The 22,502-nt window shown below is 36.9% G+C and carries 24 protein-coding genes; 15 read left to right on the forward strand and 9 right to left on the reverse strand.

Annotated elements, in window-relative coordinates; all coding sequences use genetic code 11:
* Positions 1–118: 118 nt before the first annotated feature.
* From rluC to ACQVD9_RS00975, 5 genes are all read left to right on the forward strand, one after another.
* Positions 119–1,087, forward strand: a complete 969-nt coding sequence (gene rluC, locus ACQVD9_RS00955; protein WP_264747039.1) for a 23S rRNA pseudouridine(955/2504/2580) synthase RluC — start codon at positions 119–121, stop codon at positions 1,085–1,087.
* Positions 1,074–1,727 (forward strand): HAD-IA family hydrolase, encoded by a 654-nt coding sequence (locus tag ACQVD9_RS00960; RefSeq protein ID WP_264747040.1) that lies wholly within the window; start codon positions 1,074–1,076, stop codon positions 1,725–1,727. The genes rluC and ACQVD9_RS00960 overlap by 14 nt, the downstream gene beginning before the upstream one ends.
* A gap of 170 nt (positions 1,728–1,897) precedes the next feature.
* Positions 1,898–2,137 (forward strand): Lpp/OprI family alanine-zipper lipoprotein, encoded by a 240-nt coding sequence (locus tag ACQVD9_RS00965; RefSeq protein WP_264747041.1) that lies wholly within the window; start codon positions 1,898–1,900, stop codon positions 2,135–2,137.
* 154 nt (positions 2,138–2,291) lie between these two features.
* Entirely contained in the window at positions 2,292–2,531 is a 240-nt protein-coding gene (locus ACQVD9_RS00970) for an Lpp/OprI family alanine-zipper lipoprotein (protein WP_264747042.1), read from the forward strand.
* Between the two features lie 156 nt (positions 2,532–2,687).
* Entirely contained in the window at positions 2,688–2,930 is a 243-nt protein-coding gene (locus ACQVD9_RS00975; RefSeq protein WP_264747043.1) for an Lpp/OprI family alanine-zipper lipoprotein, read from the forward strand.
* A gap of 40 nt (positions 2,931–2,970) precedes the next feature.
* Here ACQVD9_RS00975 and scpB read toward each other — a convergent pair whose 3' ends face one another.
* From scpB to ACQVD9_RS00995, 4 genes are read right to left on the reverse strand one after another with little or no spacing between them, the layout of a single operon-like run.
* Positions 2,971–3,726: an SMC-Scp complex subunit ScpB gene (scpB, locus tag ACQVD9_RS00980; RefSeq protein WP_264747044.1), complete on the reverse strand. Its 756-nt coding sequence runs from the start codon at positions 3,724–3,726 to the stop codon at positions 2,971–2,973.
* The gene (locus tag ACQVD9_RS00985) at positions 3,713–4,549 is read right to left on the reverse strand and encodes a segregation and condensation protein A (protein WP_264747045.1); all 837 of its coding nucleotides are present in this window, start codon (positions 4,547–4,549) and stop codon (positions 3,713–3,715) included. The genes scpB and ACQVD9_RS00985 overlap by 14 nt, the downstream gene beginning before the upstream one ends.
* A 2-nt stretch (positions 4,550–4,551) precedes the next feature.
* Positions 4,552–5,172, reverse strand: coding sequence for an L-threonylcarbamoyladenylate synthase (locus ACQVD9_RS00990; protein WP_264747046.1), 621 nt, complete (start codon positions 5,170–5,172; stop codon positions 4,552–4,554).
* A 21-nt stretch (positions 5,173–5,193) separates the two neighbouring features.
* Positions 5,194–6,048: a PHP domain-containing protein gene (locus tag ACQVD9_RS00995; protein ID WP_264747047.1), complete on the reverse strand. Its 855-nt coding sequence runs from the start codon at positions 6,046–6,048 to the stop codon at positions 5,194–5,196.
* Between the two features lie 88 nt (positions 6,049–6,136).
* Here ACQVD9_RS00995 and ACQVD9_RS01000 point away from each other — a divergent pair, with 88 nt between their 5' ends.
* From ACQVD9_RS01000 to ACQVD9_RS01020, 5 genes are all read left to right on the forward strand, one after another.
* Positions 6,137–6,730 carry a septation protein A gene (locus ACQVD9_RS01000; RefSeq protein WP_264747048.1) on the forward strand — a complete coding sequence of 198 codons (594 nt, stop codon included), beginning with the start codon at positions 6,137–6,139 and terminating at the stop codon, positions 6,728–6,730.
* Positions 6,731–6,732: 2 nt separating this feature from the next.
* Positions 6,733–7,032 carry a YciI family protein gene (locus ACQVD9_RS01005; protein WP_264747826.1) on the forward strand — a complete coding sequence of 100 codons (300 nt, stop codon included), beginning with the start codon at positions 6,733–6,735 and terminating at the stop codon, positions 7,030–7,032.
* A gap of 9 nt (positions 7,033–7,041) precedes the next feature.
* Entirely contained in the window at positions 7,042–7,728 is a 687-nt protein-coding gene (locus ACQVD9_RS01010; protein WP_264747049.1) for a response regulator transcription factor, read from the forward strand.
* Positions 7,729–7,843: 115 nt separating this feature from the next.
* Positions 7,844–8,329 carry a Spy/CpxP family protein refolding chaperone gene (locus ACQVD9_RS01015; RefSeq protein ID WP_264747050.1) on the forward strand — a complete coding sequence of 162 codons (486 nt, stop codon included), beginning with the start codon at positions 7,844–7,846 and terminating at the stop codon, positions 8,327–8,329.
* A gap of 64 nt (positions 8,330–8,393) precedes the next feature.
* The gene (locus ACQVD9_RS01020; protein ID WP_264747051.1) at positions 8,394–9,734 is read left to right on the forward strand and encodes a sensor histidine kinase; all 1,341 of its coding nucleotides are present in this window, start codon (positions 8,394–8,396) and stop codon (positions 9,732–9,734) included.
* A gap of 136 nt (positions 9,735–9,870) precedes the next feature.
* On the opposite strand, the gene ACQVD9_RS01025 is transcribed toward ACQVD9_RS01020, so the two are convergent.
* Positions 9,871–11,070 (reverse strand): acetate/propionate family kinase, encoded by a 1,200-nt coding sequence (locus ACQVD9_RS01025; RefSeq protein WP_264747052.1) that lies wholly within the window; start codon positions 11,068–11,070, stop codon positions 9,871–9,873.
* 509 nt (positions 11,071–11,579) lie between these two features.
* Between ACQVD9_RS01025 and ACQVD9_RS01030 the strand changes: the two genes are divergently transcribed.
* Entirely contained in the window at positions 11,580–12,644 is a 1,065-nt protein-coding gene (locus tag ACQVD9_RS01030) for a DUF2157 domain-containing protein (protein ID WP_264747053.1), read from the forward strand.
* 52 nt (positions 12,645–12,696) lie between these two features.
* Here the strand turns inward: ACQVD9_RS01030 and polA are convergent, their stop codons facing one another.
* Positions 12,697–15,489 carry a DNA polymerase I gene (gene polA / locus ACQVD9_RS01035; protein ID WP_264747054.1) on the reverse strand — a complete coding sequence of 931 codons (2,793 nt, stop codon included), beginning with the start codon at positions 15,487–15,489 and terminating at the stop codon, positions 12,697–12,699.
* Positions 15,490–15,635: 146 nt separating this feature from the next.
* On the opposite strand from polA, the gene ACQVD9_RS01040 reads away from it, so the two are divergent.
* The 4 genes from ACQVD9_RS01040 to ACQVD9_RS01055 all read left to right on the forward strand — a co-directional run bounded on the left by ACQVD9_RS01040 (position 15,636) and on the right by ACQVD9_RS01055 (position 18,850).
* Positions 15,636–16,334 carry a CatB-related O-acetyltransferase gene (locus ACQVD9_RS01040; protein ID WP_264747055.1) on the forward strand — a complete coding sequence of 233 codons (699 nt, stop codon included), beginning with the start codon at positions 15,636–15,638 and terminating at the stop codon, positions 16,332–16,334.
* Positions 16,335–16,349: 15 nt separating this feature from the next.
* A complete protein-coding gene (locus tag ACQVD9_RS01045) occupies positions 16,350–17,042 on the forward strand; it encodes a GNAT family N-acetyltransferase (protein WP_264747056.1) in 693 nt (230 codons plus the stop codon).
* 85 nt (positions 17,043–17,127) lie between these two features.
* On the forward strand, positions 17,128–17,286 hold the full coding sequence (locus ACQVD9_RS01050) for a hypothetical protein (protein ID WP_264747057.1): 159 nt from the start codon (positions 17,128–17,130) through the stop codon (positions 17,284–17,286).
* A 112-nt stretch (positions 17,287–17,398) separates the two neighbouring features.
* The gene (locus ACQVD9_RS01055; protein ID WP_264747058.1) at positions 17,399–18,850 is read left to right on the forward strand and encodes an anion permease; all 1,452 of its coding nucleotides are present in this window, start codon (positions 17,399–17,401) and stop codon (positions 18,848–18,850) included.
* A 50-nt stretch (positions 18,851–18,900) separates the two neighbouring features.
* Here ACQVD9_RS01055 and ACQVD9_RS01060 read toward each other — a convergent pair whose 3' ends face one another.
* From ACQVD9_RS01060 to ACQVD9_RS01070, 3 genes are read right to left on the reverse strand one after another with little or no spacing between them, the layout of a single operon-like run.
* Positions 18,901–20,142, reverse strand: a complete 1,242-nt coding sequence (locus ACQVD9_RS01060) for a complex I 51 kDa subunit family protein (protein ID WP_264747059.1) — start codon at positions 20,140–20,142, stop codon at positions 18,901–18,903.
* Positions 20,143–20,153: 11 nt separating this feature from the next.
* The gene (locus ACQVD9_RS01065) at positions 20,154–21,803 is read right to left on the reverse strand and encodes an FAD-dependent oxidoreductase (RefSeq protein ID WP_264747060.1); all 1,650 of its coding nucleotides are present in this window, start codon (positions 21,801–21,803) and stop codon (positions 20,154–20,156) included.
* A gap of 8 nt (positions 21,804–21,811) precedes the next feature.
* Complete coding sequence (locus ACQVD9_RS01070) at positions 21,812–22,453, reverse strand: 4Fe-4S dicluster domain-containing protein (protein ID WP_264747061.1); 642 nt, start codon at positions 22,451–22,453, stop codon at positions 21,812–21,814.
* Positions 22,454–22,502 lie beyond the last annotated feature (49 nt).

The following is a 22,502-nucleotide window of genomic DNA, read 5'->3' on the forward strand; positions in this document are numbered from 1 at the left end:
ACCCTAGTTATGGTACTAAGATAAGAAACTTATTAATTAAAACGGTGTTTATTAGGAAAGCCTCTTCACAAACTGTTAAAATAGCTTTTTTAAATTCGCTTTATTTCAGGTAACCATTATGACAGACGCCTCAACTACTACACCTAACCAGACAGCGGTGCAGTGGTTAGAAGTATCCCCTTCTTATGCAGGGCAACGTATTGATAATTTTCTCCGCACGCAATTAAAAGGCGTTCCTAAAAGTCTTATTTATCGTATTTTACGTAAAGGGGAAGTACGGGTTAATAAAGGGCGTATTAAACCTGAGTATAAATTACAAGCTGGTGATATTGTTCGCGTTCCGCCATTACGTTTAGCTGAAAAAACAGAAAAAGAACCTTTTGCTCAACCCTTATTAGAGCGCTTAGAAGCAGCCATTGTTTATGAAGATAAAGGTTTAATTATTGTTAATAAACCAGCAGGTATTGCTGTTCATGGTGGTAGTGGAGTAAGTGCTGGAGTTATTGAGGCATTTCGCCAATTACGCCCAGAGGCCAAAGAGTTAGAGTTAGTGCATCGTTTAGACCGTGATACTTCTGGCCTACTAATGATTGCTAAAAAACGCAGTATGTTACGCCATTTACATACCCAACTAAGAGGTGATGGTGTTGATAAACGCTATCTGGCATTGGTTAGAGGTAATTGGCCTGCTGCCAAAAAGAAAGTTTCTGCGCCTTTATTAAAAAACAATCTACGCTCTGGCGAGCGCATGGTTGAAATAAATCCTGAAGGGAAAGAAGCATTAACCTTATTTAAGGTATTAAAACGTTTTGGTGATTTTGCTACATTGGTAGAAGCTAGCCCTATTACAGGCCGAACTCACCAAATTAGAGTACATGCTAAACATGCTGGTCATTCGATAGCGGGTGACCCTAAATACGGTGATGAAGAGTTTTCTAAGACTATTCGTAATCTAGGTGGTAAAAGGTTATTTTTACATGCTTATGCGCTGACTATTACCTTACCAGATAATAAGACCTTATCCGTTGAAGCGCCTGTTGAGCCTTTATGGGAAAAAACGTTGGAGCAATTAAATGGCAAAGTATAAGTTAGCTATTTTTGATTGGGATGGCACTTTGCTTGATTCCATAAACCTTATTGTTAACAGTATTCATGTAACAGCTAAAGATTTTGGATTACCTGTTTTAGATAACCAAAGCGTTAAAAATATTATTGGTCTTAGATTGGATAATGCGGTAAGTAAACTTTACCCTGAGTTATCTCCTAAACAATTAACCGAATATTTAGAAAATTACGCTAAAAACTTTGTAGAAATGGAGAAAACGACACCAAATTTGTATCCAAATGTGTTAGAAACACTACAAAAACTACAACAAAATGATTATTTATTAGCCATTGCCACAGGTAAAAGCCGTAAGGGTTTAGACCGTATTCTAGGGGCTTTAGAACTCACTAATTTTTTTGACGCAACCCGTTGTGCTGACGAAACTGCAGGCAAACCAAACCCTAAGATGCTGAATGAATTATTAGATTATTTTGGGTTAAATAATAAACAAGCGGTTATGGTAGGTGATGCTTCTTTTGATTTACAAATGGCTAATAATGCCAATATGGACAGCATAGCTGTTAGCTATGGAGCACAATCTGTAGAGGCATTAAAAAGTTACTCTCCATTAACTATTATTGATCAATTTGATGAGTTACCAAAATATTTAATTAGTCATTAGGAACTTTTTTATAAATATAGCGTTCAAATTGCAACATATAGATAGCTTATTAAAAAAAGATTAAGCTATCTTTTGGATACTATCAGTTAATTTAAACTATTTCTGATAATATAAGACTATGGCTCAAGCCATTATATAACTATGAAAAACATCTATTTAGGAGATTTACAATGAATATGATTCTTAAAGCATCTGCTCTAGCTTTAGTTGCTGTTTTAGCTGCTGGCTGTTCTAGCAACTCTGAGCGTATTGACGCTGTTGACGCAACTGCACAACAAGCTCAACAAACTGCTCAACAAGCTCAAGCTACTGCACAACAAGCTTTAAGCGCTGCTCAGCAAGCTCAACAAACTGCTGATGAAGCTAACGAACGTGCTGCTCGCATGTTAAATAAAGCTGGTCGTAAATAATTTATTTGCGAAAAGTTTAAAGCCAATCTTTTGATTGGCTTTTTTTATGGCTATAATATATGCTGCCACTTATGCTAAGTATTTGCTTGATAAAACCAAAAATAGCATAATGGTACTTTAAAATGATGTTATAAATAAAACTAGGAGATACACAATGAATACTATTCTTAAAGCATCTGCTTTAGCTTTAGTTGCTGTTTTAGCTGCTGGCTGTTCAAGCAACTCTGAACGTGTTGACGCTGTTGAAGCAACTGCACAACAAGCTCAACAAACAGCACAACAAGCTCAAGCAACTGCACAAGAAGCTTTAAGCGCTGCGCAACAAGCTCAACAAACAGCTGACGAAGCTAATGAGCGTGCTGCTCGCATGTTAAACAAAGCTGGCCGTAAATAATTTATTATTTTAGCCCGTTTTAAAAGCCGATCTTCTGATCGGCTTTTTTATTGCCTAATAAGTTATTCGAGTATGACTTTTGGATAATTGCTGATGTATAAATGAATATGACATTATTCTAAGTGTGGTAAATTTACTATTATTTAGGAGAAATTAATGAACATTATTCTTAAAGCATCTGCTCTAGCTTTAGTTGCTGTATTAGCTGCTGGTTGTTCTAGCAAAGAAGCTACTCGTTTAGATTCTGTTGAAGCAACTGCAAACCAAGCTCAATCTACAGCTCAACAAGCTCAACAAACTGCACAACAAGCATTAAGTGCTGCACAACAAGCTCAACAAACAGCTGATGAAGCTAATGAGCGTGCTGCTCGTATGTTAAACAAAGCTGGTCGTAAGTAATTACTACTGTTTTGTAAAGCCGATCAGATGATCGGCTTTTTTATTCTTCAGATTCTGTTTTGATGGATTCTGGTAGTAAATCTGAAAAATCAATTTTTACCCCTTGTTCCATTTGGTCCCATTCTTCTAGTAGATTTTTAAAGCTTTTTTCTGATTGAGGAGCTTGTTCTTCTCCATTTTCTATTGCTTCTTCGCTGGTCACTATTAAGTTTTGCTCAACTTCAACAGATAGTTCTTCGACTAAAATAGGGAATTCTTCCTGAATAGGTTTAATAGTTGAAAGCGCTGGTAATTCTTCTAGACTTTTTAAATTGAAGTAATCTAAAAAAGCTTTGGTTGTGGCTAACATTGCTGGCTTACCAGGTACATCTTTATAACCTACCACACGTATCCAATCACGCTCTTGTAAGGTTTTAATAATCTGACTATTAACAGCTACACCTCGAATATCTTCAATTTCGCCACGGGTAATAGGTTGTCGATAGGCAATTAATGCAAGGGTTTCTAATAGTGCCCTTGAGTAACGTTGCGGCTTTTCTTCCCATAGTCTACTAACCCAAGGAGCAAAATCACTACGCACTTGTAATCGATAACCAGAGGCTACCTCCTTAAGCTCATAAGCACGACCCTGACAGTTTGCAGCTAAAATCTGTAAAGCTTCATGGATCTGTGCTGTAGATGGCTTTTCTTCTTCATCAAATAACGATTCTATTCGATCGATAGTCAAGGGCTGATTATGAGCCAATAATAAGGCCTCAAGTAGCGTTGCTAACTCTAAAGGCTCATTCAGATTCATAGCTTACTGTCTCCATTGCCATCTTTGCTTTCACATGAATAGGCGCAAAAGGTTCATTTTGTATAATATCAATCAATGATTCTTTCACTAGCTCTAAAATAGCCATAAAAGTAACTACGATCCCTAGCTTACCTTCTTCTACTTGAAATAATTGAATAAAGGGCACAAATCCCTTACCTGCTATTTTTTCTAGGATAGTTGTCATTCTTTCTCTTGTAGAAAGAACTTCCCTTGAGACCTGATGTTGTTCAAACATCTCAGCCCTTTTTAATACTTCTGAGACGGTCAACAATAGCTCTTGTAAAGTAACTTCTGGCAATAGCTTTCTTGCTTTAGCTTCTGGTGCAGCTAACTGTATCTCTTTAATATCTCTATCTAAACGAGGTATTTCATCCAATCCCTCAGCAGCCACCTTGATTTGCTCATATTCCTGCAAACGTCTAATTAATTCAGCCCGAGGATCTTCTTCCTCTTCTTCTGCACTATGCAGTTTAGGCAGCAACATTCTGGACTTAATTTCTGCCAACATAGCTGCCATTAATAAATATTCTGCGGCTAATTCTAGTCGTGCTGACTTCATTAATTCCACATAACTCATATATTGACGGGTAATTTCTGCCACAGGGATATCTAAAATATCTATATTCTGCTTACGAATCAGATAAAGTAATAAATCCAATGGCCCTTCAAAGGCCTCTAAAATAACCTCAAGAGCATCTGGCGGAATATATAAATCCTGTGGAACCTCAATAACTGCCTCACCATAAACTAAGGCTAGTGGTAATTGAGGATTACTAGGGACAGATGTATTAATTATCGTCATAATTATTGGAATGGTGTAGGGTCACCTAATCCTTCCCTGATAACCTCTGGCGTATCATCTACTAAACTTATTACCGTAGAAACCTCTAAATTACCCATGCCACCATCAATAATAAGATCCACACGATTTTCTAATAAGTCCTTAATCTCATAAGGATCTGTCATAGGTTGCGATTCACCTGGCATAATTAAACTGGTGGTTAACAAAGGTTTAGTGACTTCAGCCAATAACGCTTGAGTAATAGGGAAGTTAGGTACTCTTAAGCCTATTGTACGACGTTTTGGATGCATTAACATTCTAGGCACTTCACGTGTTGCCTCTAAAATAAATGTATAAGGCCCCGGTGTATACGTTTTTAACAAGCGAAAAGCACTGGTATTAACCTTCGCATAAACACCTAAGTCAGAGAGGTCACGACAAATTAAAGTAAAATTATGTTTTTCATCCAATTGACGAATTTGTCGAATACGATCAATTCCCGCTTTATTACCAATACAACAAGCTAATGCATAAGTAGTATCTGTAGGGTAAATCACAACACCACCCCCTTCAATGATACTAGCCGCCTGTTTAATTAAACGCTGTTGTGGGTTTTCTACATGAATCTGAAAAAATTGGCTCACGAGAGTCCTCTTAATAAATAATTAGTGTAATACACCTAGCTTTTTCCAAAGTGGCGGTAAATCTTCTGGCATTGGCCGATATAGCCCTAACTCACCCCATGTATTAGGATAATGAAAGTCACTGCCAGCACTTGCAAATAATCCAAAATCTCTTGCTAGATTGGCTAGTTTACCGACCTGTTCTGCAGGCTGAAAACCATTTACTACCTCCATCGCATGACCACCTGAGGTAATAAACTCTCTTAATAAACGGCTAAGTTTAGTACGTGTCATATTATACTGGCAAGGATGAGCTAAACTAACCCACGCACCACTTTTATGTAGAATATCTACAACTGTTTCCAAGCTAGGCCAATGCTGTTTAACATCACCTATTTTCCCATTTCCTAACCATTTCTGAAAGGCTTCTTTTGTTGTATCCACATATCCTTCAGCAACCATTGCTCGAGCAAAATGGGGGCGACCAGGGCCATTATTACTAGCAAACTGCTGTTGTTGCTGGCTAATCGCTTTATCTAATAAATTAACCATTCCCTTTGCATGTAACTTTTCTGCTATTTGTTTTGCTCTTGACCACCGAGCCTCTCTTAAAAAAGCTAATAGCTCTTGCAAACGAGCATTACAAACATCAAAACCATAACCAAGTATATGAATAGTGGTGTTATTCCAAATACAAGATATCTCTATACCTTTAACAAACTCTATTCCAACAGTGTTAGCCGCAGCTATGGCTTCGGTTAAACCATCAATCGTATCATGATCGGTTAAAGATAATACCTTAACTCCCCTAGAATGTGCTCGCAATACCAGTTCTGTGGGGCTTAACGCTCCATCGGAGGCTGTACTATGACTGTGTAGATCAATGGATTGGCTCATAAAATAACTACAAAATATTTATAATCTATGAAGGAAATAGCTAAGTTTGCTATTATGCCCTTTTTAAACCACTTTGGATTGTGTTTTCGTGAAACAGTTTATAGATTTTATTCCTCTTATCCTATTTTTTATTGTATTTAAAATAGAACCTCGGCCTATAGAACTGTTTGGCTATACTTTTACGTTGGGTGGTATTTATAGTGCTACAGCGGTACTTATCATTGTTTCCATTATTGTTTATGGTGCTATTTTCTTAAAACAAAGAAAATTAGACAATGGCCAAATGATCACCCTAGCTGCCTGTTTATTATTGGGCGGTTTAACACTTGCTTTCCATAGTGAAACCTTTATAAAACTAAAAGCACCTATTGTGAATTGGATTTTTGCCTTAGCTTTCTTAGGTAGTCAATATATTGGTAAAGAACCTATTGTACAACGCTTAATGAGCAAGGCAGTTACACTGCCAGATGCTATTTGGCGAAAACTTAATATTGCTTGGGTTATTTTCTTCATTATTTGTGGTGCTGCTAATTTATTTGTTGCCTTTACTTTTGATAGTATTTGGGTAGACTTTAAAGTGTTTGGTAGTCTTGCTATGACGATTATCTTTATGATTGGTCAAGCACTATATTTATCACGTCATATTAAAGAAGAGGAACAACCCTCTAATTCGGAGGAATAATGATGCTTTATGCAATTATTGCAACAGATAAGCCTAATACTCTACAACTACGTTTAAAAGCAAGGCCTGCTCATTTAGAACGTTTAGAAAACTTAAAACAGCAAGGTCGCCTTATATTGGCTGGTCCTCATCCAGCAGTTGATAGTAATGATCCAGGTGAATGTGGATTTACAGGAAGTTTAGTTGTTGCCGAGTTTGATTCATTGGCCGCAGCACAAGATTGGGCTAATGCCGATCCCTATTGTGAAGCGGGTGTTTATGGTAATGTAGACGTTAAACCTTTTAAAAAAGTACTACCATAGTGATTACGGATGAATAATTTACTACTGATAGACGATGACGAAGAACTTTGTGAACTATTAAGCCACTGGCTCACTCAAGAAGGATTTGATGTTAGCTCTTGTCATACAACGCAAACGGGTAAAGATTATTTAGCTACACAATCTTTACCCGATGCTGTTATTCTTGATGTAATGCTTCCTGATGGTAATGGTCTAGACTTACTTAAGCTATTAAGAACCCATCACCCTGATCTCCCTGTATTAATGCTTTCAGCACGTGGTGAACCACTAGATCGTATTTTAGGACTTGAATTGGGTGCAGACGATTATCTTCCCAAACCTTGTGAACCTAGAGAGCTTACTGCTCGTTTAAAAGCTATATTAAGGCGCTCATCTAATCATAATACAGCCACACCAAGCCATATTGAGTTAGGTGATTTAAACTTTAGCCCTGTACGCGGGGTTGTTACTATTAATGAAGTAGAAACTGTTTTAACTGTTTCTGAAAGCCGTCTTTTAGAAGCGTTGATAAAGCAACCTGGCGAACCTATAGATAAGCATGAACTTACTCAAATAGCACTTGGAAGAAAACTTACTTTATACGATCGTAGTTTAGATATGCATATTAGTAACCTTCGTAAAAAACTTGGCCCTCACTCTGATGGAAGCCCTCGTATACTATCATTACGTGGTCGTGGCTATTATTACGCCACTTAATTCAGCAAAAAATCTTTACCTTCTCTTTACATACTACTGACTGTACTTGACCTTTAAATGCTTATACTGACCATAACAGAAACAGCAACCTTGTTGAAAGGTTAGGAGAATTAAGATGCGTAAATATATTCCAGCTTTATTACTTACAGCAGCTATCCCTGCATTAGCAATTGCAGCGCCACATGGTACTGGTTATGGTCACGGAAACCCCGATGCAGGCTATGGACATGGTAATGGCCCTTGTGCTCGTGGTGATTTTGGCCCTGGACATAATGGATATGGCAAACATAGTGGATTTCATCGTGGAGGTATGAATAACCTATCACCAGAACAACGTGACAAAATGCAAGATATGATGAGAAAGCAGGCAAAAGCACGTTGGGAAATTAAACAAAAATACTATAATAAACTATCTGAAACAGATAGAAAGGCGATGGCAGATGAGTTACAAAAGTCACGCGAAGAAACTCGTAAACAAATACGTGCCACAATGACTCCAGAGCAACAAAAAAACTTTGATGAAAGACAAAAATGGCAAGATGAACGTATGAAAGAATGGCAAGAGTTCCAAGCATGGAAAGCTAGTAAAGCAGGTAAATAATTTTCTGTTCCATTAGTAAATGCCCACCTATAATGTGGGCATTTATGTTTCGAAGGTAACTTTTGTGCGCTCATTTTTCTGGCGAATCTTTTTAAGCTTTTGGTTAGCTATCACTATAACTGTTAGCTTAACTATATTATTCAGTCACTTTTTTAACCAAGATACTTGGATATTAAATCGTTTACCTATTGTTAAAAATGTAGCACAGCAATGGGTAGATCATTATGAAAATGAAGGCATTGAGTCAGCTAGAAAATTTCTACAACAGCACCAAAGCAAATATCGAGTTGATATACAAATCTTAACAGAATCTGGAACAACCTTAGTAACACCACGTCATCACCGAATGATGAGAGGTAATGGTAATTTTACTCATAACTCGCCTAATCCTCCAGGGCCTATGCCACAATGGCGACAAATAACCCTAGAATACACCAGTACAAAAACGGGTAATAGTTATCTATTTATTTACAGAATACCTAACAGTGAACTAAATGCTTGGCAGCGCGAAAGCATATGGCGCCCTGTAAGTGGTATTACCATTACTCTTATTGTACTGACTATTTTTAGTATCTTACTAACTTTATCAATCACAAGACCCTTAAAAAAATTAAGGGGAGCAGTGCATGACTTAGGTCGTACAGAGTATCAAAAAAATAGTTTGACTAATTTAGCTAATCGTAAAGATGAATTTGGTTTACTGGCTAAAGATTTCAGTTTGATGGGCGAACACTTGCAAGCTTTAATTGATAGTCAGCGCCAATTGCTTCGTGATGTATCTCACGAGTTACGATCACCTTTAACACGTCTAAAAATTACTACTGCTCTTTTAGAACGTGCGAACGATGAAGATAGAGAAAAACTTTCTAATCGATTATCCCTTGAATGTGATCGCCTAGAGTCTCTTATTAGTGAAATACTAACTCTTGCTAGATTAGATAGTGTACCAGGCAATAAAACGGCTATTCCTCTAGCCCCTTTATTAAGGAAACTACAAGAAGATGCCAAAATTACTGCACCTGATCAAAAAATTAAACTTAATATACCTGAAACAATTACCATCAATGGTTGGGAAGATCGCGTAGAACGTGCCTTAGATAATCTAATACGTAATGCGTTACGATTTAATCCAACTGACAAACCCATTGAAATAACTGCACAACAAAAAGATAATAAAATACATATAGTGATTAGGGATTATGGTATAGGTGTTACTGAAGAGCATCTTACTCAATTAAGTAAACCCTTCTATAGAGTACCAGGACAAACCTCGCAAGGTTATGGTTTAGGGTTAGCTATTAGTCGTCGAGCAATAGAAAGCCATAATGGGCAAATAGTATTTAGCAATCATTCTGAAGGCGGCTTTCTTGTGGAAATTATTTTACCCATTGATTCAAATGAATAAGTAATAGTTAACTCTGCATCTAACGAATGTAAGACTTGCGCACATTCTCATGCAATAGAGTCTTCATTAGCAATACCCACGATAAGATCTTTCTTACCTTTTAGTAAAAAAGATCTGCTGCATTTGAATTCATTGATTATAATCCCTGATAAATACGCCATGCATGTTTTGCTATCATTTTTTCTTCGTCTGTAGGAATAACTAAAGCTAATGTTTCACTATCATTAGCCGTAATTTTAAAATTATTATTTTGATTGGCTTGTTGATCTAATTTAAAACCAAATAAAGAGTTAAGTTGGTTTATCACTTGCTCACGCAAACTAGCATCTTTTTCACCAATACCCGCAGTAAATACGAGAGCATCTAGCCCACCTAAGCTAACTGCTAATTGAGCTATATTTTGTGCGATATGTAATGCATAGTAATCAATCGCTAACTTTGCTCTTTTTTCTTTACTAGCCTTTAAGGTACGCATATCACTGCTCACCCCAGAAATACCTAATAATCCCGATTGCTTATAAACTAACTTTTCAATATCCTTGGTAGTTTTGCCTTCATTTAATAAATGAATGATTACACCTGCGTCTAAAGAGCCTGTCCGTGTTGCCATTGGCAAACCATCGAGGGCACTAAAACTAGTGGTTACTTCAACGCTTTTACCCTGATGTATCGCACATAAACCACTACCATTACCAAGATGAGCAATAACTATCTTTTTATTAGCCACTTCTGGTAATTTCTGTTGTAAACATTGACTGATATATTCAAAGGAAAGACCATGAAAACCATAGCGTTTAATGCCCTGCTCATACATCTCATAAGGTAACGCGAATAGCTCATGCAACAGATCACGCCCCACATGAAAAGCCGTATCAAAACAAGCTACTTGTGGTATTTCTGGCTTTTTATCCAACAATAATTGCATAGCAACCAGATTATAAGGTTGATGTAATGGTGCTAAAGATGTTAATTTTTCTAACTCTTGCAAAACCTGTCTATTAACTAATACAGGTTGAATAAAATGGCTACCTCCATGTACCACTCTATGTCCCATTAAACTGGGTTCTTTACCTTCTAAAATTTCAATAAAGATTTTATAAATAAAATGAAAGGCGTCTGGTAAATTACCAATTTGCCCAATACTGTAATGCTGTTCCGCTAATATCTTACCTGCTGTATCCTTTATTTGAATACGCGGTTGAGTAGCTATGCCATCCAATTTTCCTCGAATAAGCAGTTTTGGCTCTTGCCCTTTGCGCCCAGCAAATAAACCTATTTTAATACTCGAAGAACCCGCATTGACTGTAAGAATTAATTCCCCTTGATAATCAATCATAATAAATCCTGTCTATATCAATTAATCTTCAGTGTTTAGCATACACTAATTTATTAATAGCATGATCAGAAACCAGAGGACTGCCTAATATACCACCTGTAATCTGTTCTCTTTTGGACATCATAACTAATGAAAACTCTTTTTATAAAAAAGTCTAATTCATAAGGCTCATTAATATTTTTCTATTTTAAGCTACTTTGGGGATAAATTGTCGGTTTTCATTCTTATATATATGCCCAAGGTAATGCAACTTTAAAAGAACGAGGTGATATGTTAAAAAAGCACCAACACTATATAGATACAAACATAGCCCTCTGGTTAGAACATAAACAAAAGCTCCAAGAAAAAATTCAACGCTATGAAATACTTTGTATGGAGTTAATAACAGAATAACTAACAATAAGAACTGACATAAATAATTAAAACAAAATATAACTTTACTTTTCAATTTAATAACAACATAGTTATGATAAATTTATCATGACATCCTCTGTAAGAAGAACGTTACTATGCAAGTTAAAAAATCTCAATTAGATGCTGCCGCTAAACAAGGGGTGTTATCTGATAACCAAGTTGAACAACTATGGTTATTTTTGAAAGATCAGAATAAAGATCTACCCAGCTTTCAGATGACTCATATCCTTTATTATCTTGGAGGAATGATCGCCATTGGGGCCATGTCATTATTTATGACCTTAGGCTGGGAAAACTTTGGTGGTTTTGGTTTATTTGCTATCTGTGTTGTATATGCAGTACTTGGAATTACTTTAACAGAATTATTATTACGCCGTTATCAGCTAGCCATTCCTGCGGGTATCTTAGCTACGCTAGTGGTGGTTTTAGTTCCCTTAGCTGTTTATGGATTACAATCCGCCCTAGGCTACTGGGATAGTTATACTCATTACCGTGACTATCATCGTTTCATTGATTGGCGTTGGATGATTATGGAATTAGCTACCCTTGCTATTGGAGTGTTTATGGTATATCGCTATCGTTTACCATTCTTAGTTATGCCTGTAGCAGTTACCTTATGGTATATGAGCATGGATTTAACCCCCATGATGCTAGAAATATTTGGTTGGTTTGAAAGAGATGGCTACTACAGAAGTTATTGGGAATTAAAACAAACTATATCCCTTTGGTTTGGCTTATGGATGATCGCTGTTGCCTTTATCGTAGACATTAAAAATAAGACCCATAAAGATTTTGCTTTTTGGTTGTACCTAGGCGGAGTATTAACTTTCTGGGGAGCTTTAAGCTCAATGAGCTCTGATAGTGAGCTTAATAAATTCCTTTATTGCTGTATTAATCTAGCCATGATTTTAGTGGGCGCTACTTTGGCCAGAAGAGTATTTGTTATATTTGGTGGTTTTGGTGTAGCTTTTTATCTAGGACATCTTTCTTATAATGTATTTAAAGACAGTATGTTATTCCCTTTTGCCTTAACATTAATAGGTCTATTTATTATAGGTATTGGTATTTATTGGCAACGTCATGAAAAACAGATTAATAACTGCTTACAACAATTTTTACCAAACTCACTAAGAGAGTTAATTATTAATAGAAATAACTAATGTAAGGCGAGCTATTTTTCCTAGCTCGCCTTATAAATACATACATGAGCAATTAATGAGCTTCATCCCAGTTATTACCAATCCCTACATCCACTACTAAAGGCACCGCTAACTCAGCAGCTTCTGCCATTATTAGTTTTATCTTATCTGATACTTGTTGCAATTGATCTTCTTGCACCTCTAATACCAATTCATCATGTACTTGCAGAATTACTTTGGCATCTACTTTATCTTGTTGCAACCAAGCATCTACTTTAACCATCGCACGCTTAATAATATCTGCAGCGGTTCCTTGCATTGGGGCATTAATAGCTGTGCGCTCTGCACCACGGCGTACATTTGCATTACCTGCTTTAATATCAGGTAGATATAAGCGACGATCAAATAACGTTTCTACATAACCTTTTTCAGCAGCAGCTTCACGGGTACGCTCCATATAAGCTAGCACACCAGGGTATTTAGTAAAATATTTATCAATATATTCTTGGGCTTCTTTGCGGTCTACACCTATTTGTTTAGCCAAACCAAAAGCACTCATACCATAAATAAGACCAAAATTAATGGCTTTAGCTTTACGGCGTTGGTCGCTTGTTACATCCGCCACTGATACACCAAACACTTCCGCAGCAGTTGCTCTATGTACATCTAACCCTTGCTTAAAGGCATCCAATAAGCCCTTATCTTGAGCTAAATGTGCCATTATTCTTAATTCAATTTGTGAATAATCCGCCGCCAATAGTTTATAACCTTTAGGAGCAATAAATGCTTGCCTAATGCGCCGCCCTTCTGGAGTGCGAATAGGAATATTTTGTAAGTTAGGATCACTGGAAGATAATCGGCCAGTGGCTGTTACAGCTTGATGATAAGAGGTATGTATGCGACCTGTTCTAGGATTAATCTGCTCAGGTAAACGATCAGTATAGGTAGACTTCAATTTACTTAAAGTACGGTATTCCATCAAAACTTCTGGTAGTTCATAACCTTGTAAAGCAAGTTCTGCTAATACAGCTTCCGCTGTTGAAGGTTGCCCTTTAGCTGTTTTACTAATAATCGGCAATCCTAACTTAGTATAAAGTATCTCTCCCAATTGCTTAGGAGAACTCATATTAAAATTCTGTCCTGCCAATTCAAAAGCCTTATTTTCCAAGGCTACCATTTTTTCGCCTAATTCTTGACTTTGGCTAGCCAATAACTTCCCATCAACCAATGCACCATTGCGCTCAATACGCGCTAATACTGGTACTAACGGCATTTCAATTTCTGTTAATACTTTAGCTTGGCTAGGTTCTTGTTGCAGTTTATTCCATAATACTTGATGTAGTCTTAAGGTAATGTCTGCATCTTCTGCAGCATAAGGTACTGCTTGCTCTAAACTTACTTGATTAAAAGTTAATTGTTTAGCTCCTTTGCCTGCAACCTCTTCAAAAGAAATAGTAGTTTCATCTAAGTAGGTTTGTGCCAAGGTATCCATATCATGTCTTGAGGCAGTAGAGTCTAATACATATGACTCAAGCATGGTATCAAACTTAACACCTTGTACATCAATACCATAATGACTAAGCACATTCATGTCATACTTAGCATGCTGTCCTACTTTAGCTATATTGGCATTTTCTAAAATAGGTTTTAATGCAGCTAATACCTTATCACGTGCTAATTGTTGTGGTGCGCCCATATAATCGTGAGCTACAGGAATATATACCGCTTCATAAGGTTTTACGGCAAACGATAAGCCTACTAATTCTGCTTGTTGTGCATCAATACTAGTAGTTTCAGTATCAAAGGCTATTAGTTCTGCTTTCTGTAATTTTACTAACCAATTATCAAAATCTTGCTGTTCAAGAATCATTTGATAATTACGAGTAGTAGATTGTGGTTCTGATTGTGGTGGCTCTGCTTTAATTTCTTCCCCACCACCAAACATATCATTTTGCATAGGCTGTACTATTGGTGCAGGCTGTTTTGGTGCTTTACGCAATAGAACATCTAACCATTGCCTAAACTCTAACTTTTTATAGAGTTCTATTAAGGTAGCATCGTCTTCTTCTTTGCGTTGTAACTCTTCTATATTAACGTCTAACTCAACATCCGTTTTAATAGTGGCCAATTGATAAGAAAGATAAGCCATATCCTTATGTTCTTCTAATTTAGCAGGCAGTGATTTAGCACCACGAATAGGCAAAGTGGGTACTTTATCTAAATTAGCATAAATAATATCTAAACCACCCTGCAAACCTTGAATAAGCCCTACCGCTGTTTTTTCACCAACACTTGGTACACCTGGGATATTATCCGATTTATCACCCATTAATGCTAAGAAATCAATAATTAACTTAGGCTCTACCCCAAACTTATCAATTACACCTTGTGGATCAAGGGTTGAACCTGTCATGGTATTGACAAGTGTAATCTTATCATTTACTAACTGCGCCATATCTTTATCACCCGTAGAAATCACTACAGGCCTACCTGTTTTGGCAGTTTCTAAGGCAAGTGTACCTATAACATCATCCGCTTCAACTCTATCAACACATAACAATGGAAAGCCCATTGCTTTGACACTTTCATGTAATGGCTCAATTTGTACCCGTAAATCATCAGGCATTGGTGGACGGTGAGCTTTATAATCAGCATATAACTCATCTCTAAAACTACCCCCTTTAGCATCAAACACAACAGCTATTGGACTATTAGGATATTGCTTAACTAAGCTTTTTAGCATATTCAGCACTCCCTTAACCGCCCCTGTAGGGATACCAGCAGAAGTCGTTAATGGTGGTAATGCATGATAAGCACGATAAAGATAAGAAGAACCATCCACCAAAACAAGAGGAGTTTGCGACATAAAATAACCTTTGAACTATTATTTTAAAATATGAATTTAGTGCGTATTATAGATGATATTTTCACCATCGTTGGTTATAAATATTATTTTGCAATACAGATAATAAATTCACCCTTTACTACTCACTCCCAATATTAGGTTTTTATATGTTTTTTAAAGGACATTATTGGAAAAAATGGATAAGAAAACACCGTTGCAAATTAGCAGGTGGCTTATCTTCACTCCATAAAAAGACAACGCTTATTCTAGAAGAACACGTAGAAATAGGCCATGTCACTATCAAATCACCTCAACTAGCTATTGGTGCTTTCACCTATATAAGAAGTGATAGCCAATTACTTTTCGTAAAATCTATTGGTCGATTTTGTTCTATTGCTAATAACGTTTCTATTGGCAATCCTAAAAAGGTTCACCCAACGAACTGGGTAAGTATTCATCCTTTTCAATATGATACAGATAGCCCACATCATTATTACCCTGAAGTAATTGATACTGTTATTGGTCACGATGTATGGATTGGTGAAAATGCCACTATCTTAGAAAATGTAACTATTGGTACAGGTGCCATTATTGCAACAAGTGCTGTAGTCACTAAAGATGTTCCACCCTATGCTATTGTAGCAGGCAACCCTGCCAAAATAGTTAAGTATCGCCATACTGAAGAAATTTGCAAACAACTATTAGATAGTCAATGGTGGGAATATCCTGTAGCCACATTAAAAACATTACCATTAAATAATCCAGAAATCTTTTTAAGTAATATAAAAACTCTCTCAAAAGATAAAGCATGTTATAAAAAAATTGAAATTACCCATTCAAGTTGTAAAGAACTTTCCACAGAATAATATTAGGTATAAATCATGTCAGCTAAACTAAATGAATATGGACAACCTATTGGTATAGAGGTTATAGATTGGACTCCCCGAGAATTCCCAAGTACCCCTTTACTGGTAGGCAAATATTGTCAACTTGAGCAATTAAATGTTGAAAAACATGCTAATGACTTATTTGCTGCCTATCAAACAGCAACTGACGGAAGAGATTGGACATATTTACCTGCTGAACCACCTCAAAACTACACCACATTTTGTGATTATTTGACTAAATTAGTAACTACTAGCAATCAATATCACTATGCCATTATCGATATTAAAACAAATAGAGCATTAGGAACTATTGCATTAATGCGACCAGACACTATTAATGGCTCTATTGAAGTAGGTTATGTAACTTTTTCCCCTTTACTGAAAAAAACACGTATTGCTACAGAAGCTCAATACTTACTTATGTATTATGTTTTTGATGATTTACAATACCGACGCTATGAGTGGAAATGTGACTCACTAAACGAACCCTCTAAAACAGCAGCTCAGCGGTTAGGTTTTAAATATGAAGGTACATTCAGACAAGCAGTTGTATACAAGTCCCGCTCTAGAGATACCTGTTGGTTTTCTATCATTGATAAAGAATGGGGCGAACTAAAAGGTCGTTTTGAAAAATGGTTAAATAAAGAAAACTTCAATCAAGATGGTACTCAAAAAAATAAGCTATAACGTTATAAACTTATTAACAAGCAAGGAATAGTAAACTACAAATCAAATTTTATTATTCATCCTCTTACTCTGGCGAATAGATTTAGTGAGCAAACAAGTTTCAAAAACTGCTCCAAAACATGATACAACAGCACCTTACTCTATAGATTTAGGTATTAATAATTTAGAGGCTATTCTTTATACCCAACACAATTATCGAAGAAGGTATACCCAATTAATATTAGCTCTTCCTATAAAAGAATAGATAGTTTTAACTATAATTAAATAGCCACTTCTAATAATAATGGGTAATAGCAATAATTCTTAATGTCTACATAATAACTACATATTTATTTTGTAGTTATTAGGCATTTCCCATGAAAAAAGTTATCTCCTCAGTTTGCCCTATTTTAGTAACACTGATAGTTTTGTTATGCCCTGTACCTTCTGGTCTAGCCCCCCATGCATGGTACTTTTTTGCGATTTTTCTTGGTTGTGTGATTGGGCTTATTTTAGAACCTTTACCAGGAGCAGCTATTGGTTTAATTGGTGTTGCTGTTATAGCATTATTTGCTAACTATGTACTGTTTAGTCCTGCACAACTGGCTAATCCTGAATTTGAATCAGCAAAAAATGCTTTTGCATGGGCTGTATCAGGTTTTACTAACTCCACTGTATGGCTTATTTTTGGTGCTTTTATGTTTGCACTGGGCTATGAAAAAACAGGACTGGGTAGACGGATTGCTTTATGGCTAGTAAAAACATTGGGGAAACGTAGCTTAACATTAGGCTATGCAATTATGATAGCTGATACTGCACTTGCTCCATTTACACCCTCTAATACCGCACGTAGTGCAGGTACTATTTATCCTATTATTAGTAACCTACCACCATTATATGATTCAAAGCCTAATGATCCTTCCATGAAAAAAATAGGCACTTTCTTAATGTGGACGGCTATTGCTTCTACTTGTGTTACTAGCTCCTTATTTTTAACAGCCCTTGCCCCTAACTTACTGGGTCTTAGTATTGCAAGTAAAACAGCAGGCGTTACTATAACTTGGATGGAATGGTTTACTGCTGCTGCGCCTGCTTGTATTTTACTACTAATAATCACGCCCTTTTTATGTTATATCCTATGTCCACCAGAAATTAAATCTGGTGATGCAATTCCTAGCTGGGCCGCTGAAGAACTTAAAAAACTAGGTTCATTAACACGCAACGAAATTTTATTGTTAGTGTTTGTAGTAGTTGCCTTGTTATTATGGATTTTTGCAGAAAAAATCATTAATGCTTCTTTAGTAGGTATCCTCGTCATCTGTGCCATGCTGATATGTAGAATTATTACATGGGATAACATTTTATCGAATAAAGCTGCATGGAACACCTTTGCATGGTTCGCTACATTAGTTGCTCTAGCAGATGGATTAAGTAAAGTAGGCTTTGTTGCATGGTTTGGTAATTTAGTTGGTGATCATATAAATGGTTTCTCGCCAATAATGGTAATGGTTATTCTAACCTGTGTGTTTTATCTTCTACACTACTTCTTTGCTAGTACTACTGCCCACACCACTGCATTACTACCTGTTATTTTAGGTGCGGCAAGTCATATTCAAGGGCTTGATATGCACACCTTTGTATTAATCTTATTACCGACATTAGGCTTTATGGGTATTATTACCCCTTATGGTACTGGCCCTAGCCCTGTATATTATGGTACTGGTTATCTACCTAGCACGTTATGGTGGCGTTTAGGCCTTATCTTTGGTCTATTATTCTTGGCTGTTTGGCTAATTGTTGGAATACCTTGGATATTGCTTATTAATTAATTTTCTTATAAAAAAGGGTCATTTATGTGACCCTTTTTTTATAACTAAAACTAATCTATTAGTTGTTGTTGATACTCTTGATAAAATTGTTTTAAAGAGCTACTTACCACAGTAGCAGCACCATCAATCAAAGCACAACGGCCACTACCTGGTAATAATGAACAAAGACTTTCTAATGCTCGTAAATCTGTTCTAAGGCCAGAACCTGTATCAATGCGACGTAACAATCGAGCTAACTGATAAGTACCCGTTTTACAAGAAGTACATTGCCCACAAGAACCTGCCGCAAAAAAGTCTACATATTCTGCAACTTTACGAACAATACTTGTTCCTTCTGAAATCACAATCATCGCACCAGTACCAAGGCTTGACCCTTTTTCTTTTAAAGAGTCAAAATCCATATGTACATCTAAATCAGCCGTTGTAAGTAACGTATTAGAAGGGCCACCAGTAAATACAGCTTTAAAATGGGATGAGGTTAACATACCGCCACCATAGGTAAATACTAACTCACGTAATGTAGTTCCCATAGGTAGCTCATATAATCCAGGTTTTAATACATCACCAGAAAGCGAATACAATTTAGTACCTGAAGCATTACCAATACCTAATTGGTTATACCACTCCGCACCATTCTTTAAAATATGGGGCACTGTAGCAAAAGTTTCCACATTATTAATAAGGCTAGGTTTACCAAACACACCGCTCTCAAAGGGATAAGGTGGCTTTTCACGAGGAAATGGAAAACCCTCTTCAACGCTTGAAATAACTGCTGTTTCTTCACCACCAATGTAAAGTCCTGAACTTTTAACTACCTTTAATTCGATAGGTCTTTTTAGATAAGCAGCTACTTCACTAAGCAAACTACTGATCTGCCATTGCTCAACGGCTTTTTCCATAACCGCCAATGCTTCAGCCTGATGAGGATTAATATATAAATACACATGATTAGCTTGCACAGCCACAGCAGCAATCAATGCCCCTTCTATAATTTGATGAGGTGTTGCTTTTAATAAATAACGGTCTTTAAATGTACCAGGCTCATCTTCATTACCATTACATAAAATATATTTATCAGCACTTTGCTGATCAGCAATCGCTTGCCATTTACGGTAAGTGGGAAAACCAGCGCCACCCATACCACGTAAATCTGCTTTTTTAAGGGTATCAATAATTAACTCTGGTGCTTTTAAAGCCTGTTTTAAACCATGTCCACCATGATCGCTAAGCCACAGATTAAGATCTGCACCAATACAGGTTTTGGTAGATAACAATATAGGTTCAAATATCATTTCATTACATCCTAGCGATTGTTATGGTTATTATTTAATGATTGACTAGCACGTCCCCGTAAATTAATTTCACGATGGAAATCAAAGTTTCCATACTCGGGGAACAAAATAGGTCCATAAACATTGGTAGGCAAACCAGATAAAATCAGTTGACGTTGCCAATTATATAAATGAAATAATCCTACTTTAGGTGCAGGGTGTTGGTTTGCTGTTAACGCAGCATGCTCACCGGCTCGACGACCAAAAGTAATAATCTCTTGTAGCGCATTACCCATCATACGATTACGGCCATGAATACCGCCCGTCATTTCGCCCACACAGTACAAACCAGAAACAGTAGTTTGACCATTCTCATCAATGACTACACCACCGTTTTGATAATGCAAAGTAGGGCGAACCATTATAGGTTCAACTGTTAAATCAATATTACATTGTTTACCCAAATGGCTTAAACTCACTAAACGTTCCTTTAAAATACCTGGATTACGTCGTTCTAAATCTGGCACATCAAGAAATACACCTACTTTACCTTCACGCTCTATCCCTCGCCCTTCAGCACATTCTCTTAAAATAGCCGCTGAAACAATATCACGAGGTAATAATTCATCAATAAAACGCTTACCCTCGCCATTGATCAAATAAGCGCCAGCAGAGCGAGCAGCTTCTGAAATAAGCCCACCAAAACGAAAAGAGGGCCAAGCAACACCCGTTGGGTGATACTGGAAAGAATCAATCTCTCGTAATTTAGCCCCTATACGGTAGGCTAACACCAAACCATCAGCAGTTGCACCATAGTGATTAGAAGTAGGAAAATCATTTAAATGTAAACGTCCAGTACCACCTGTAGCTAAAATAACTTTACTGGCCCTTACCAATACAAAACGATGGGTACTTAAATCATAAATAACACCACCTACACAATTGCCATCTTCATCTGACAACAACTCCACCAATGGGCAGCGGTTCCATACATTAATCCGTTCATCTAATTCTACGGCTTCTCGCAATACACGCATCATTTCTACACCCGTATAATCTTTAAACGATAAAATACGTGCGCGCGTTGCACCACCTGGTTTTTTTCTTAATAATTTACTGCCTACAAAATCACTATTCTCACGATCAAAACTCATGCCCTGTTCAATCAGCCAACGAATAGTATTAGGTGCAGAAATAGCTAACTGTGCGACAAGTTTTTTATCAGCGCATAAATGTCCTGCTTTTAGCGTATCTTCAAAATGAATTTGTGGACTATCATCCTCACCAATGGCTGCTTGAATCCCACCCTCAGCCATTACCGTATTACTATCACCAATTCTTAACTTAGTAGCAAGAATTACTGAGCGGCCTTTCGCTGAAACCTCAAGCGCAGCAGCACAACCTGCTCCACCTGCACCAATAACCAATACCTCCGTATTAACCACAATTGCCCCCGCTAAATTAGCATCAGTAATTGGAGCATTGCTTTGTAGTAACTTAGCTAAAGCAGTGGGACAAACATCCCCTTTATTAGCACCTACTGTTAAAGATATAGTACTTCCTTGCTGATAATCAGGATGGTATTGTTTAAGTAATAATTGCTTATCTCCCAACTCAGGGGGAGCTGCATAATCTGCTTGCTTTAAATTAGCTAATGCTTGTTCGTATACTATGCCTGACATAATTCCCCCTAGTTAATTTCCGCATCAATATCAATAGTCATTTCACCAGATTCAATCTGATGCAAACGATGCAATAAATCACTTGGGCGTAACGTCACAGCTGTTGTTAAACGCCTTATATAAGTTCCTAAATGATTAGGTGAGATCATCTCAGGGCAAGCAATGGTACATAAGTTACACATAATGCACTCATTAAAAATAGTAGCTGCATTTAAATCACCTGCTGCTGCCATATTAACGCCCTTTTGCACTTCAAGGTGTTTAGGGCAAGCATTATCGCAACCGCCACAATGTCTACAATGCTTAGCTTCAGGAAATACTTCATTAATTCGCTGTAGTATGTGCCAAGTTTTTCCTTCCCAATCATTTGTGGTATACACATGTTGACGGCTGATTGGTAAATGGTCTAAAAAACTAACCTGCAACCCTTCTGCTACTTTAGCTTCGCAGGCTAAAGCAGCAGTTACTGTCTTTTCACCTTCATGCCTAATTAGAACGCGACAAGAGCCACATACACCTTGCCCAGCACAGCCTATATTATCTATAACTGGCTCGCCAGATTGCATAACCGCTTCTAAAATAGAGCTTCCTTCATCTGCTTTTAATTGTTGTCCATTAACTATCAAACTAATACACGTATTTTCTTTCATAATGATCCTAATAATGAATCAGCTATTTCTTTGTTATTTCATTACTATA

It is taken from the genome of Entomomonas sp. E7T21, from assembly GCF_058693955.1.

Excerpts from the sequence above, each read along its gene's own strand:
- rluC (WP_264747039.1), top strand. The coding sequence starts at position 119 with ATGACAGACGCCTCAACTACTACACCTAACCAGACAGCGGTGCAGTGG.
- ACQVD9_RS00960 (WP_264747040.1), top strand. The coding sequence starts at position 1,074 with ATGGCAAAGTATAAGTTAGCTATTTTTGATTGGGATGGCACTTTGCTT.
- ACQVD9_RS00965 (WP_264747041.1), top strand. The coding sequence starts at position 1,898 with ATGAATATGATTCTTAAAGCATCTGCTCTAGCTTTAGTTGCTGTTTTA.
- ACQVD9_RS00970 (WP_264747042.1), top strand. The coding sequence starts at position 2,292 with ATGAATACTATTCTTAAAGCATCTGCTTTAGCTTTAGTTGCTGTTTTA.
- ACQVD9_RS00975 (WP_264747043.1), top strand. The coding sequence starts at position 2,688 with ATGAACATTATTCTTAAAGCATCTGCTCTAGCTTTAGTTGCTGTATTA.
- scpB (WP_264747044.1), bottom strand. The coding sequence starts at position 3,726 with ATGAATCTGAATGAGCCTTTAGAGTTAGCAACGCTACTTGAGGCCTTA.
- ACQVD9_RS00985 (WP_264747045.1), bottom strand. The coding sequence starts at position 4,549 with ATGACGATAATTAATACATCTGTCCCTAGTAATCCTCAATTACCACTA.
- ACQVD9_RS00995 (WP_264747047.1), bottom strand. The coding sequence starts at position 6,048 with ATGAGCCAATCCATTGATCTACACAGTCATAGTACAGCCTCCGATGGA.
- ACQVD9_RS01005 (WP_264747826.1), top strand. The coding sequence starts at position 6,733 with ATGCTTTATGCAATTATTGCAACAGATAAGCCTAATACTCTACAACTA.
- ACQVD9_RS01010 (WP_264747049.1), top strand. The coding sequence starts at position 7,042 with ATGAATAATTTACTACTGATAGACGATGACGAAGAACTTTGTGAACTA.
- ACQVD9_RS01015 (WP_264747050.1), top strand. The coding sequence starts at position 7,844 with ATGCGTAAATATATTCCAGCTTTATTACTTACAGCAGCTATCCCTGCA.
- ACQVD9_RS01025 (WP_264747052.1), bottom strand. The coding sequence starts at position 11,070 with ATGATTGATTATCAAGGGGAATTAATTCTTACAGTCAATGCGGGTTCT.
- ACQVD9_RS01030 (WP_264747053.1), top strand. The coding sequence starts at position 11,580 with ATGCAAGTTAAAAAATCTCAATTAGATGCTGCCGCTAAACAAGGGGTG.
- polA (WP_264747054.1), bottom strand. The coding sequence starts at position 15,489 with ATGTCGCAAACTCCTCTTGTTTTGGTGGATGGTTCTTCTTATCTTTAT.
- ACQVD9_RS01040 (WP_264747055.1), top strand. The coding sequence starts at position 15,636 with ATGTTTTTTAAAGGACATTATTGGAAAAAATGGATAAGAAAACACCGT.
- ACQVD9_RS01045 (WP_264747056.1), top strand. The coding sequence starts at position 16,350 with ATGTCAGCTAAACTAAATGAATATGGACAACCTATTGGTATAGAGGTT.
- ACQVD9_RS01055 (WP_264747058.1), top strand. The coding sequence starts at position 17,399 with ATGAAAAAAGTTATCTCCTCAGTTTGCCCTATTTTAGTAACACTGATA.
- ACQVD9_RS01060 (WP_264747059.1), bottom strand. The coding sequence starts at position 20,142 with ATGATATTTGAACCTATATTGTTATCTACCAAAACCTGTATTGGTGCA.
- ACQVD9_RS01065 (WP_264747060.1), bottom strand. The coding sequence starts at position 21,803 with ATGTCAGGCATAGTATACGAACAAGCATTAGCTAATTTAAAGCAAGCA.
- ACQVD9_RS01070 (WP_264747061.1), bottom strand. The coding sequence starts at position 22,453 with ATGAAAGAAAATACGTGTATTAGTTTGATAGTTAATGGACAACAATTA.